Here is an 11,758-nt window from a genome sequence, read left to right as displayed (position 1 = left end):
GGCATGCGACATAAGATCGGACTTCTCGGCTTTACGGCACTCGCTTTCGCGCTGCAGGCGCCCGCGGCAAGGGCGGAAACGCCGCCGGGGATCGCCGTGGTGGCGCAATCCATCGACGACGTCACCAGCTTCGATCCGGCGGAGGCCTTCGAGTCGACGACGGGGCAGGTGGCCAACGCGCTCTATCAACGCCTAGTGCAGGCCGATCGCGATGAGAGCGCCGCGATCAAGCCGGCCCTGGCCTCGAGCTGGGAAGCGGGCGCCGACGGCAAGAGCCTGACCTTTACCCTGGCAAAGGACGCCAAATTCGCTTCGGGCAATCCCGTCCGGCCGGAGGACGTGATCTTCTCCTTCTCGCGGGCTGTGAAACTCAACAAGGCGCCCGCCTTCATCATGAACGAACTCGGCTGGACCGCCGACAATGTCGACGGCGCCATCAGCAAGATCGACGACGGTAGGGTCAGGCTGCGCTGGCAGGCCGATGTCGGCCCGTCCTTCGTGCTGGCCATCCTCACGGCCAACGTGGCCTCGGTGCTCGACGAGGCTGTGCTGGCACCACAGGCGAGGGATGGCGATTTCGGCAATGGCTGGCTGAAGTCGCATTCGGCCGGCAGTGGTGCTTTCAAGATCAATGCCTATACCGCGCATGAGGCATTGGTACTGGATGCCAACCCGACTTCGCCGGGCGGTGCACCCAAGCTGCAAGGCCTCGTCTTCCGCAATGTGCCCGATCCGGCAGCCCGCCGCCTGCTGGTCGAACAGGGCGATGTCGACATCGCCCGGGGCCTTGGCACGGACCAGATCGAGACACTCAGGGACAAGAGCCAGATCAGCATCTATGCGACGCCCTCGGCGCGGCTCGAATATCTCCTGATCAACACCAAGGCCAATCCGACCCTCGGCAATCCGGCCTTTTGGGAAGCGGCGCGTTATCTCGTCGACTATGAGGGCATCGCCAGGAACCTCTTGCGCGGGCAATATCGCGTGCACCAGGCCTTCCTGCCGGCTGGGTTCCCGGGGGCCTTGAGCGATACCCCCTACAAGCTCGATGTCGCCAAGGCCAGGAAGATCCTGGCGGATGCCGGCATCGGCCCGACCAGGATCGGTTTCCCCGTCTTCAACGAGCCGCTCTTTCTCACCATTGCCCAGTCCCTGCAGCAGAGCTTCGGCCAGGCCGGCCTCACGCTCGACATCCAGCCGGGCGTGAGCAGCGAGATCTTCGCCAAGGCGCGTTCCGGCCAATACGAGGTGACCTTGCGCTATTGGGGGCCGGACTATTTCGACCCGCATTCCAATGCCAGCGCCTTCGCGGTCAACCGCGACAACAAGCATAACACCATCGCCAAGCAGGCGGGCTGGGTGATCCCCGAACTCAGCGACGAGACGGCTGCCGCCGTCAAGGAGCAGGATCCGGCCAGGCGCGCGGCCCTCTATCAGGAGCTGCAGCGCAAGATCCAGAAGAGCTCGCCCTATGTCGTGATCCTGCAGGACAGCGATCAGATCGTGCTCGCCAAGGGCGTCACCGGCTATTTCCAGAGCCCCAATGGCGATGTGTTCTACGATCGCGTCGAGAAGCGCCCTGCCGCGGTGCGGGCTGATACCAACTGACCGGAGATCGGGACATGGCCCGCAGCCGTGACAAGCTCTTTCTGCTCGAACCCGGATTCGAGGATCCCAACCATCCGGGCCAGCGTTTCGTCTGCCCGTACAGCAACCAGATCGAAGGAGTGCTGGCGAGCTTTCCGGAACTCGCCGGCCGTCTCGACATCGAGCGCGTACCCTTCGCCCGGCCGCGCCGGGCGGTGATCGCCGAACTGGGTGAGGCCAACCAGTCCCTGCCGGCTTTGATCCTGGCGGAGGGACCGATTCCCGACGACGCGGAGCGCTTCGGGGAGGTCGCCTTCGTCAAGCCGACCCAGCGCATTCTCGAACTTCTGGCCGAGCGGCACGGCTTTCCGCGCCTGCACGCCTGAAATCAGCCTTCAACCACCGACGGAGTGAAACCATGCACTTGAGGCGGCGGGCTCTGGATCAGCTCTTGCAGGGGCGCCATGCTCATAAGGGCGGGCGCACGCTGGCGCAGCGCGCCCGCAACCTGACGGCGATCGCAACGGCCTATTCGTGGGATGAACTGCTGGCCGAACGTGGCATCGGGCAGGTCACGGCCCTCGAGGTCGAGCGCTGGCTCGCCCTCAACGGGCTGCAGTTGCGGCAGGCGGGCGCCGGACCGTTCCGGCACGGCTGAAGCTTATCAGGTTTGTGCCGAGGCCATGGCAGCATCCACCTGCCGGACCTGCCTGAGCGTGCCGGCCCAGCGGTGAAGCTGCCCGATCATCACGTCCATGGCTTGGCTGGCCTCGGGGCCGGGTATGAAACGGCCCTCGGCGTCGATCGCCCGCCAGGCATTGGCAAGGCTCACGCTGTCGCGCAGGGCGATCGCATGCAGCTCGGCAAAGACCAGCCTCAATTGTTCGACCGCCCGCAACCCGCCGGAAATGCCGCCATAGGAAATGAAGGCGATCGGCTTTTCCGCCCATTCGCGGCCGGCCGCATCGATGATCAGCTTGGCGGCTGCCGTATAGCCGTGATTGTATTCCGGTGTTACCAGGACGAAGCAATCGGCGTGGGCCAGCCGGCGGCGCAGTGCCTGTCTCGCCGGGCAGTCTTCCTGGTGCAGCAATGCCGCAAGATCGATTTGCTGCGGATCGACGATGTCGATGTCGAACTGCCGGGACTGGACAATCCGCGAATGAGCCCATGGGCCGACGGTGTCGCAGAAGCGGCCTCGGCGGCTGCTGCCATAGATCAGGCCGAGGCGGAGGAGCTGCCTGCTCATGCCGGCCTCCCATGGTTTTCCAGCCCCACGCGGCGAAAATAGGAATATTTCGTGATTTCAGGCGGCTCAGTGTGTCGGTCGGTCGGCCCAATTGTCATCGAACTCAGTCTCCATGCAGGCAATGAGTTCTTCTACAAGTTCAAGTGAACTTGAGATCAAGTGATAAACGTGCTTTGATGCCAGTATGGATCCGACCCTCACCATCAATCAGATTTCACGTCGATCGGGCGTGGCGGCATCGGCCCTGCGCTATTATGAGGAGCGCGGCCTGATCCGGGCCGAACGCGCCGGCTCTGGGCATCGGCGCTTTCCGCGTTCGACGCTCAGGCGCATTGCCTTCATCGTCTTCGCCCAGCGCCTGGGCATGACATTGGAGGAGATCGGGCAGGAACTCGCCCGGCTACCGAGCGATCACGTGCCCGGTGGCGAGGATTGGGCGCAATTATCCCAGCCCTGGACCGAGCGGATCGATGCCAGGATCGCCGAGCTTCAGCGGTTGAAGAACGGCCTCACGCGCTGCATCAGCTGCGGCTGCCTGTCGCTGGAATTCTGCCAGCTCGCCAATCCGGACGACCGCGCCGGTCGTCTTGGGCCCGGGCCCCGTTATTGGGTGACGACGCGCAACAATTGAGGCAGCAGGTCGGCGGGCATCGAGCGGCCCCGTTTGCGATGCATGGAAGGAGCTGCATTGCCGGGTCAAGCCCGGCAATGGCAAAGGTCGAGCCAGGTCGATCCGTTTGTCGACGGACGAACCCTTACTCCATGCCGAGGGCCTGGAGATACAGCTCCAGGATGGCATCTTCCTCGGCGCGTTCGGCGGCCGGCTTTTTGCGCAGGGACACGATCTTGCGCAGGATGGTGACATCGAAGCCGTTGGCTTTGGCCTCGCCATAGACTTCCTTGATGTCGTCGGCGATCGCCTTCTTGTCCTCTTCGAGGCGCTCGATGCGCTCGATGATCGACTTGAGCTGGTCTGCGGCGACCGAGGTTGCGTCCGTCATTGCTTACTCCTGAGACAAATTTGGGGGCGGATGTGGCTGATAAAGCCGAGTCGGGTCAAGCCTTTCCGACTCGGGTCTGGAACCCGTGCCTGTCAAACCTTCGTCTGCGTACGTGATCCCCAGTGCTCGATGCGCCGGATGGCGGGATCGACGATCAGGGGCGACAGGGCGCGTGCGATGCGGTCTGCCCAGTCCTCCGCGCCCTCCTGGGTGCCGATGAGGTCCTGACGCAATTCGATCAGGGCGTGGGGCAGGCCGCGCAACGTGGCGTGCTGATGGAGCGTGTCACCTTCCAGGGCACCATCATAGGGCTCGTTGTCGCCCACCACCAGGGCAGGGTCGCGCTCGAAGGCCTCGATCAACGGCCTGGCGATGCGCGGATCCTTGTCCCAGAGCAGGGTGACGTGCCAGGGGCGCGGCACCCCGCGCCAGACCGGCGTGAAGGAATGCACCGAAAACAGCACCGGCACGATGCCGCGGGCGAGCTTCTCGTTCACCAGCTCTCCGATCGCCCGATGATAGGGACGGTGAAAATGTTCGATCCGCCTGCCGATCTCGGCATGGTCGGCCCGGGCATTGCCGGGCACCAGGGCGCCGTCGGACAGGCGCATCACCAAAGTGGGGTCGTCGGCGCCGCGATTGGGGTCGATCAGCAGGCGCGAGAAGCGGGTGAGCAAGGCAGGGGCCCGCAGCCGTGCCGACAAAGCGTGCGTGACCGCCCGCGCTCCGATGTCATAGCCGATATGGCGTTCGAGCTGCGCCGGCGGCAGGCCGAGCGTGCCATAGTCGGCGGGCAGGGCGTTGGAGGCGTGGTCGCAGAGCAGGATGAGACCTGAGTCGAGCTGGCCATCCAGCCTTTCGATAGGCGAAAAATCGGACTGCAAGGGAGATACTGACCAAAGGCACGGATATTGTGGGATCGGATGAGGCAGCATAAAGACGAGCCTGAGCCGGCGCCACCGCCAATGCATCTTCCCCATCCGCGAATTCGAGCGGATGCGGATACGCTGGTTCGCATGCGTGACCTGCCAGGAACCACTCCCGATGAGCTCTGCAGTCCAATCAGCGGCCCCGGCGCGAAACGCCTTCTGGCCTGCTTTCGCCGCACTGATCGTCGGAGCCGTGGCGATGGGCATTTCGCCGATCTTTGTGCGGCTGACGGATGTCGGGCCCTTCGCCAGCGCCTTCTACCGCGTGCTGCTGGCCCTGCCGGTGCTCTATGCCTGGATGCGGATCGAGGAAAACAAGGCCGATGCGCCGGACACCGGCGCGGCCTTCTCCTGGCCGGTGCTGGTCACCGGCGTGTTCTTCGCTGCAGACCTCTTCTTCTGGCATCTCGCCATCACCAATACCACGGTGGCCAACGCCACTTTCTTTGCCACCATGGCGCCCTTGTGGGTGGTGATCCTGGGGTGGCTGGTCTATCGGCGCAAGGCGAGTCGCGCCGCCCTGATCGGCCTCGGCCTGTGTCTGCTGGGCGGGCTGGCCCTTGTCGTCCAGTCCCTCGGTTTTGCCCCGGGCCACCTCATTGGCGACGGCTATGCCGGGGTGACGGGAATTTTCTTCGGCGCCTATTTCCTGGCGGTGGAGAAAGCAAGGCTGCGCCACCGCGCGGCGCGGCTCACTTTCTATATGTCGGTGGTGGCGGTGGTGATCCTGGCCGTGGCGGCGCTATGGGCGACGCAGAGCCTGGGCCAGCGCTTCCTGCCGGCCGGGGCGACGGGCTGGCTCGTCCTGATTGCTCTCGCCTGGGTCAGCCACGCCGGCGGACAGGGGCTGCTGTCGGTCGCGCTCGGCTCGCTGCCGGTGGTATTCTCCTCGCTGGTCATCTTCCTGGAGGCGGTGGCGGCGGCAGCGCTCGGCTGGCTGATCCTCGACGAACCGGTCTCCCTGCTGCAGGCGCTCGGCGGGCTGGTCATCATCGCCGGCATCTGGGTGTCGCGCCCACGCCCGGCCTGAGAATGGCGCGGAGGCCGAAATCAGTGGTGGCAACCGTGGTTTACGCCTTCTTGCCGCCTTTCTTGCGTCCGAACGAAACGATATCAAGAGGGTCCACAACAGCCTCCAGGTCGAATCGCTCCGGATGATCTCTTCCTCTCTCCGCCTCCCGCTCGCTGCCGCCGTGATCTGTCTGGCGCCGTTGCTCGCCGCCAGTCCGGCCATGGCCGATTTCCGCCTGTGCAACAATACGTCGAGCCGGGTGGGCGTCGCCGTCGGCTATCGCGACAAGCAGGGCTGGCTCACCGAGGGGTGGTGGAACGTCGCGGCGCGCAGCTGCGAGTCCATCCTGAAGGGCCCGCTGGCGGCGCGGTTCTACTATGTCTATGCGGTCGATTACGACCAGGGCGGGGAATGGAGCGGCAACGCCTTCATGTGCTCGCGCGACAAGGAATTCACCATTCGCGGTTTCGAGAACTGCCTGGCGCGCGGCTATAACCGCACCGGCTTTTTCGAGATCGATACCAGCGAACAGAAGGCCTGGACGGTCCAGCTTTCCGAGCAGGCCCAGAACGGGGCGAAGCCCAAGTCGAACGCTCCGGCCGACACGCCTCCCGCGCAAGGGCCTTCGGCTCCGGCTGCACCGGCACCGGCTGTCCCACCCGCCTCCGTTGCGGCGCCCGCTCCGGCCAATCCGCCGGCCGTGACAACGCCGCCGGTGGTCTCGCCCGCCGCGCCGTCGCCGATGACGCCGCAGGATGCGCCAGCTCCCGCCCCGCCGGCGCAACCCGCCGGGGAAGGCGCGCAGCCGTCGAACCCGCCAAACCCCAGTGCGCCCGCCCCCGACAAGCCGCCTCAGGACGCGGCTGCGCCACAGCCCGGTGCCGATGGAGCTCCCCCGGCGGAAGGGACGCCTGCCACGCCCGCGCCCCCTCTGCCGCCTGAGCGACCACCTTCGGCACCCTAGAGCAAAGCCCGTTCACGCCTGAACGCGCTTTGCTCCAGCTCTTTGGTTCGACGCGTCTTTGCGGTTCGAGGTGATTCCGCTCTATCGCCAAACGCTCTGGGCGAATTAGCGGGCCAGCGTGGCATTTATGTCACTTAACTGGCGTGAAAATCGGACTAGAGTGCCATCTCATCCTTGCGGATGCGCTGTGTCAGCGCCACGAGATCCGCGCAAAAAAACCAAGATAAGAAAGAAACAGTCGTATGCGACGCCAGCGAAAAGTAAAAATTCTCGCCACCTTGGGTCCTGCCTCGTCGTCGCGGGAGATGATCGCCCATTTGTTTCGCGCCGGTGCAGACCTGTTCCGCATCAATATGAGCCACACCTCGCATGACCGCATGCGCGAAATGGTCGGCCTGATCCGTGACGTCGAGAAGGAATGCGGCCGACCGATCGGCATCCTGCTCGACCTCCAGGGCCCCAAGCTGCGGATCGGCGAATTCGTCGGTGGTGCTGTGCAACTGGCCAATGGGACCAGCTTTACGCTCGATTCGGACCCGACGCCCGGCGACGCCAGCCGGGTCTACCTGCCTCATCCGGAAATCCTGTCGGCCCTGCGGCCCGGTCATACCCTGCTACTCGACGACGGCAAGGTGCGGTTGAAGACCACCGAGGCGACCGGCGACCGCGCCGTCACCGAGGTGATCGTCGGCGGCAAGATGTCGAACCGCAAGGGCGTTTCGCTGCCCGATACCGAGATCGCCGTCTCGGCGATGACGCCGAAGGACCATGCCGATCTGGAGGCCGGGCTCGGCGCCGGCGTCGACATTGTCGCCCTCTCCTTCGTGCAGCGTCCCGAGGACATTCTGGAAGCGCGCGAGATCATCCAAGGCCGTGCCCTGGTGATGTCGAAGATCGAAAAGCCCCAGGCGATCCTGCGTCTCGACGAGATCTTCGAGACGTCCGACGCCCTGATGGTGGCGCGCGGCGACCTCGGTGTCGAGTTGCCGCTCGAAAAGGTGCCCGGCCTGCAAAAGCGCATCGTGCGCGGCGCGCGCAAGCTCGGCAAGCCGGTCGTGGTGGCGACCCAGATGCTGGAATCGATGATCACCTCGCCCGTACCGACGCGCGCCGAAGTGTCGGACGTGGCCACGGCCGTTTATGAGGGCGCCGATGCCGTGATGCTCTCGGCCGAGAGCGCTGCCGGCGAATTCCCGCGCGAAGCGGTCGCGACCATGAACCGCATCGCCGAGGAGGTGGAGCGCGACGTCCTGCACCGTACCATCATCAACGCCCAGCGCAGTGAACCCGAGCAGACCGGTGCCGACGCCATTGCAGCGGCCGCGCGCACCATCTCCGAAACACTCGACCTCGCCGCCCTGATCGCCTGGACGGCCTCGGGCTCGACAGGCATCCGCATCGCCCGCGAACGCGCCGAGAAGCCCCTGCTGGCGCTGACGCCCAATGTCGGCACGGCGCGCCGGCTCGCTCTGGTCTGGGGCGTGCATGCCGTGCTGACCGACGATGCCCGCGACATCAACGACATGGTCGATCGGGCCTGCCGCCATGCCTCGCAGGACGGTTTCGCGCAGAGCGGCCAACGCGTGCTGATCATGGCCGGCATTCCCTTCGGCACGCCGGGCGCCACCAACATGGTGCGCATTGCCGTGATCGGCGCCGATGGCGGCGAAGGGGCCTGACCACTCTGTCACGACGGGTTTGCTAAGAAATTAGCCGGCAATACTATTGCCGGCTAATATTTTGAGTCCATGGACCATAAATGTGGGAACTCGGGCTGGATCCCATAGTGGCCGGTCGTGATTCGGCTGGCTCGACACCAGGCGTGGCGGTACTTTCGTGGGGGCACAATTCCGGGGCTGTTATAAAGAGCCGGCGAACTATTGTGCCGCCTGTCGCATCGAATCCTGCTCATCGGCGGCCTGGGCGACACGACCGATCTCCTCCAGCACCACCTGCTTGGCCGTGTAGTGGATCTGATGACCGCCACCGGGAACCAGGACCAGGCGTGACCCTTGCACCTGCCGGTGCAGCGCCTCGGCATGGATGCTGGTCGACACCACGTGATCGGCCGGATCGGCAACGATGGCCGTGGGGACCGCGATCTCGTGATAGCGGGGAGACTGGGCCACCAGGCAGGCTTTGAGGGCAGCGACATCCTGCCCGTTCCAGCGGAACTCGTTCGGTCGCAACACCAGCGCGGCGCTGGCCTTGCGGACATAATCGGCCGGAGCCTCGCCTGGCCGGAAGGAATCGTCGACCGACTTCTTCAGGCCCCAGCTGCCGGCCGGGGTCATCACGGTGTGCACGAAAAGCCGCCCCAGCACCGGCAGGGCGGCGAGACGGTAATACCAGTTGATGCCGCCCGGCCAGGGATGGGTCGCCCCGGCCAGCACCACCAGGCCGGCGACCCGATCCTTGTGTTCGACGGCCAGCAGCGTGGCGAGCGAGCCGGCCAGGGAATGGCCGACGACGATGAAGCGGTCGACGCCATGCGTATCCAGGGCCGCCATCACCAGCTTGGCCTGGGCCGCGGTAGCGGCATCGCCGCGGCCGTTCGGCCGGTCGCTCCAGCCATGCCCCGGCCGGTCCACTGCAATCACGCGACGCTGGCGCGCCAAATCTTCGCCGATGCCATAGACGATGTCGCGGGCATTGGAGGTCGCGCCGTGCAGGAGCAGCACCGGCAGCTTCTCGCTGCCATGGCCGGCACCGAGATCGATCAGGTGCAACCGGCCACCGGGGACGGGCGCGAACGCGCCTTCGGGCGGGTTTTCTGCGGCGATGCGGGCGGCGATGACGGCGGTGGCCTGGATGGCTCCGAGCACATGGGCAAGGAGAAGAATGCCGATGAAGAGCAGAAAGAGGGTCAATCGCGGCCTTTCGGCATAGGGAAGCGAGAAGGAACTATGCTTCTAGCCGTTTTGCAACCAGCTCGAAAGTCCCGGGATCGCAAGCTTCCAGCGTTGCCGCAATGGCACAGGAACACGGAGGAGCGATCTCCAGATCGACCATCTTTGAAAACGTTATGCCTGATTGTGGGCGAAGACGGTCGATCTCGCTCCATCACTTTGATGGAGCTGGGGAGATCGACCCTCCAATGCCATGTCGCAATCGCCAAGCTGGCGCCGATGAGCTTCTAGTGTGCTGCTTTGGCAAGCACCGTTCCCGAGGCCAGGCCGAAGCTTCTGTCCCGGAGCTTGTACCAGGATGCATAAAGGCTGATCCGTCATTGCGAGCGCAGCGAAGCAATCCAGGAGCCGTAAACTCTATGCCTTCAAGTCCCTGGATTGCTTCGCTGCGCTCGCAATGACCGAATGGGTGAGTCAAATTTTATGCAGGCTGGTATCAGATATCGCGCCCTTCGACCTCGGGCTTGAGCTCGTCCATCATCTTGCGGGCGCCGGCAATGTGAGGATTGATCGCCAAAGCATGCTTGAGCGCTTCATAGGCGTTCTTCTTGTCGCCCAGGTCGACCAGCATCATGGCCAGGCCGTTCCAGGCGCCATATTCGCGCGGATTGCGCCGCAGTGTCTCGGCGACGTCGGCGATCGAGCGCATATAATCCTTTTTCAGATAATAGGCGGTGGCGCGCTTGTTCCACGCCTCGGCGTAATCGGGCTTGAGATGGATGACGGCATTCAGGATCTTGATGGCCTTGTCGGTGTTGGAGGCCTTGATCGCCGTCAGCGCCCGGTCCATCAGGAGGTCGGTGGTATCGCTGCCCGAGCGCAGCTCCACGCGCTCGATGGCGAGCGCGATATTGTCCGCTTCCTTTTCCGACTGGGCCTTGGCAAGGCGCTCATAGAGCCGGTCGAGCGCAGGATCGCCGGCCGGCCGGGTTTCGGCCAGGGCGATGGCAGGGGCGGCAAGCATGCCGATCAGGGCCAGAATCGCGATCCTCATGCCTGGATACTGGCGCGAGATTGTGGCGGATTCAAAGACAAAAACCCGGCCGCATCGCTGCGGCCGGGTTCAAACGCGGCAGACCCGATAATTCGGCGCAAAATCAGCCCTGGCGGGCCTTGTAGCGCTTCTGGGTCTTGTTGATGATGTAGACGCGGCCCTTGCGGCGGACCAGCTGATTGTCGCGATGGCGCGTGCGCAGCGACTTGAGCGAATTGCGGATCTTCATGGTACTCGTGCCTCAGGTTGGAGCACGCGAGAAGACGCAAGAGCTCCCAAATTCGAAAGATGCGGGGTTCTAGCGACGAGGGCGCTGGATGTCAACACGGTCGGCGCTGCCATTGTCGTGGCGGAGCGGCAGAACTGCGTGCCGGGCCTATGCCATCGCGGCTCTATTGTCTATGACTGGCCCGACGAGGAGATCCGCATGGCCGACTACAAGCTCTACGCCTTCGGTGAATCAGGCAATTGCTACAAGGTGGCGCTGATGCTGGCCCTGACGGGCACGCCGTGGCAGCGCCTGCCGGTCGATTTCTTCAATGGCGAGACCCGCACCGACGATTTCCGCGCTGTCAACGAGATGGGTGAAGCGCCGGTGCTGCTGCATGACGGCAAGGTGCTGAGCCAGTCGGGCGTGATTCTCGATTACCTCGCCGAGCAAACCGGCCGCTTCGGGCCTGACAATGCCGACGAACGGCGCGAGATCCTGCGCTGGATGCTGTTCGACAACCACAAATTCACCAGCTACTACGCCACCCTGCGCTTCCTCGTCGGGTTGCAGAAGAGCGGCGAGAGCCCGGTGACCGAGTTCCTGCGCGGGCGGGCCAAGAGCGCCTTTGCCATCGTCGACAAGCATCTGGCGGGTCGGGATTTCCTGGTCGGCAACAGACTGACCATCGCTGACCTGTCCCTGGCCGGCTATGTCTTCTTCGAAGAAGAGACGGGGCTGCCGCTCCAGGCTTATCCCAATATCCTGGCCTGGCGCGCCCGCATCGCGGCCATGCCGGGCTGGAAGCCGCCCTATGAGATGGTGCCGCATGCCCCACCGGCCCGGGCCTGATCGAAGCTGCCGGTCCTTGTCATTGCCGGGCCTGACCCGGCAATTCAGGCCCA

13 protein-coding genes and 1 pseudogene are annotated in these 11,758 nt (G+C 64.6%); 8 read left to right on the top strand and 6 right to left on the bottom strand.

Annotated features, from left to right (window positions below):
* Positions 1–3 precede the first annotated feature (3 nt).
* Genes BA190_RS04620 through BA190_RS04610 form a run of 3 tightly spaced genes read left to right on the top strand, consistent with a single transcriptional unit; the run spans position 4 to position 2,245 of the window.
* Positions 4–1,608: an ABC transporter substrate-binding protein gene (locus tag BA190_RS04620; protein WP_068283292.1), complete on the top strand. Its 1,605-nt coding sequence runs from the start codon at positions 4–6 to the stop codon at positions 1,606–1,608.
* A gap of 14 nt (positions 1,609–1,622) precedes the next feature.
* Positions 1,623–1,973 carry a DUF3088 domain-containing protein gene (locus BA190_RS04615; protein WP_068283290.1) on the top strand — a complete coding sequence of 117 codons (351 nt, stop codon included), beginning with the start codon at positions 1,623–1,625 and terminating at the stop codon, positions 1,971–1,973.
* A gap of 32 nt (positions 1,974–2,005) precedes the next feature.
* On the top strand, positions 2,006–2,245 hold the full coding sequence (locus BA190_RS04610) for a hypothetical protein (RefSeq protein WP_068283288.1): 240 nt from the start codon (positions 2,006–2,008) through the stop codon (positions 2,243–2,245).
* A gap of 6 nt (positions 2,246–2,251) precedes the next feature.
* On the opposite strand, the gene BA190_RS04605 is transcribed toward BA190_RS04610, so the two are convergent.
* Complete coding sequence (locus BA190_RS04605; RefSeq protein WP_068283286.1) at positions 2,252–2,836, bottom strand: NADPH-dependent FMN reductase; 585 nt, start codon at positions 2,834–2,836, stop codon at positions 2,252–2,254.
* 184 nt (positions 2,837–3,020) lie between these two features.
* Here BA190_RS04605 and soxR point away from each other — a divergent pair, with 184 nt between their 5' ends.
* Entirely contained in the window at positions 3,021–3,467 is a 447-nt protein-coding gene (gene soxR / locus BA190_RS04600; protein WP_068283282.1) for a redox-sensitive transcriptional activator SoxR, read from the top strand.
* A gap of 124 nt (positions 3,468–3,591) precedes the next feature.
* Here the strand turns inward: soxR and BA190_RS04595 are convergent, their stop codons facing one another.
* Positions 3,592–3,837, bottom strand: a complete 246-nt coding sequence (locus BA190_RS04595; RefSeq protein WP_068283279.1) for a DUF2312 domain-containing protein — start codon at positions 3,835–3,837, stop codon at positions 3,592–3,594.
* 92 nt (positions 3,838–3,929) lie between these two features.
* The gene (locus BA190_RS04590) at positions 3,930–4,721 is read right to left on the bottom strand and encodes an N-formylglutamate amidohydrolase (protein ID WP_068283274.1); all 792 of its coding nucleotides are present in this window, start codon (positions 4,719–4,721) and stop codon (positions 3,930–3,932) included.
* Positions 4,722–4,881: 160 nt separating this feature from the next.
* On the opposite strand from BA190_RS04590, the gene BA190_RS04585 reads away from it, so the two are divergent.
* The 3 genes and pseudogenes from BA190_RS04585 to pyk all read left to right on the top strand — a co-directional run bounded on the left by BA190_RS04585 (position 4,882) and on the right by pyk (position 8,421).
* Entirely contained in the window at positions 4,882–5,796 is a 915-nt protein-coding gene (locus BA190_RS04585; protein ID WP_068283271.1) for a DMT family transporter, read from the top strand.
* Positions 5,797–5,920: 124 nt separating this feature from the next.
* Positions 5,921–6,490 (top strand): annotated as a pseudogene (locus BA190_RS35690) (DUF1036 domain-containing protein); the annotation flags it as partial.
* Between the two features lie 494 nt (positions 6,491–6,984).
* Positions 6,985–8,421 carry a pyruvate kinase gene (gene pyk / locus BA190_RS04575; RefSeq protein WP_068283267.1) on the top strand — a complete coding sequence of 479 codons (1,437 nt, stop codon included), beginning with the start codon at positions 6,985–6,987 and terminating at the stop codon, positions 8,419–8,421.
* Between the two features lie 198 nt (positions 8,422–8,619).
* Here the strand turns inward: pyk and BA190_RS04570 are convergent, their stop codons facing one another.
* The 3 genes from BA190_RS04570 to ykgO all read right to left on the bottom strand — a co-directional run bounded on the left by BA190_RS04570 (position 8,620) and on the right by ykgO (position 10,874).
* Positions 8,620–9,612, bottom strand: a complete 993-nt coding sequence (locus BA190_RS04570; RefSeq protein WP_068283264.1) for an alpha/beta fold hydrolase — start codon at positions 9,610–9,612, stop codon at positions 8,620–8,622.
* Between the two features lie 475 nt (positions 9,613–10,087).
* Positions 10,088–10,645, bottom strand: a complete 558-nt coding sequence (locus BA190_RS04565) for a tetratricopeptide repeat protein (RefSeq protein ID WP_068283260.1) — start codon at positions 10,643–10,645, stop codon at positions 10,088–10,090.
* A gap of 103 nt (positions 10,646–10,748) precedes the next feature.
* Positions 10,749–10,874 (bottom strand): type B 50S ribosomal protein L36, encoded by a 126-nt coding sequence (gene ykgO, locus BA190_RS04560; RefSeq protein WP_068283257.1) that lies wholly within the window; start codon positions 10,872–10,874, stop codon positions 10,749–10,751.
* Positions 10,875–11,072: 198 nt separating this feature from the next.
* Between ykgO and BA190_RS04555 the strand changes: the two genes are divergently transcribed.
* Positions 11,073–11,705, top strand: coding sequence for a glutathione S-transferase family protein (locus BA190_RS04555; protein ID WP_068283255.1), 633 nt, complete (start codon positions 11,073–11,075; stop codon positions 11,703–11,705).
* Positions 11,706–11,758: the final 53 nt, after the last annotated feature.

It is taken from the genome of Labrys sp. WJW (assembly GCF_001676615.1).
Taxonomy (GTDB): Bacteria; Pseudomonadota; Alphaproteobacteria; order Rhizobiales; family Labraceae; genus Labrys; species Labrys sedimenti.
This window is presented reverse-complemented; position numbering and strand designations above follow the sequence as displayed.

Excerpts from the sequence above, each read along its gene's own strand:
- ykgO (WP_068283257.1), bottom strand. The coding sequence starts at position 10,874 with ATGAAGATCCGCAATTCGCTCAAGTCGCTGCGCACGCGCCATCGCGAC.
- BA190_RS04555 (WP_068283255.1), top strand. The coding sequence starts at position 11,073 with ATGGCCGACTACAAGCTCTACGCCTTCGGTGAATCAGGCAATTGCTAC.
- BA190_RS04595 (WP_068283279.1), bottom strand. The coding sequence starts at position 3,837 with ATGACGGACGCAACCTCGGTCGCCGCAGACCAGCTCAAGTCGATCATC.
- BA190_RS04610 (WP_068283288.1), top strand. The coding sequence starts at position 2,006 with ATGCACTTGAGGCGGCGGGCTCTGGATCAGCTCTTGCAGGGGCGCCAT.
- BA190_RS04615 (WP_068283290.1), top strand. The coding sequence starts at position 1,623 with ATGGCCCGCAGCCGTGACAAGCTCTTTCTGCTCGAACCCGGATTCGAG.
- BA190_RS04585 (WP_068283271.1), top strand. The coding sequence starts at position 4,882 with ATGAGCTCTGCAGTCCAATCAGCGGCCCCGGCGCGAAACGCCTTCTGG.
- BA190_RS04565 (WP_068283260.1), bottom strand. The coding sequence starts at position 10,645 with ATGAGGATCGCGATTCTGGCCCTGATCGGCATGCTTGCCGCCCCTGCC.
- BA190_RS04620 (WP_068283292.1), top strand. The coding sequence starts at position 4 with ATGCGACATAAGATCGGACTTCTCGGCTTTACGGCACTCGCTTTCGCG.
- pyk (WP_068283267.1), top strand. The coding sequence starts at position 6,985 with ATGCGACGCCAGCGAAAAGTAAAAATTCTCGCCACCTTGGGTCCTGCC.
- BA190_RS04605 (WP_068283286.1), bottom strand. The coding sequence starts at position 2,836 with ATGAGCAGGCAGCTCCTCCGCCTCGGCCTGATCTATGGCAGCAGCCGC.
- soxR (WP_068283282.1), top strand. The coding sequence starts at position 3,021 with ATGGATCCGACCCTCACCATCAATCAGATTTCACGTCGATCGGGCGTG.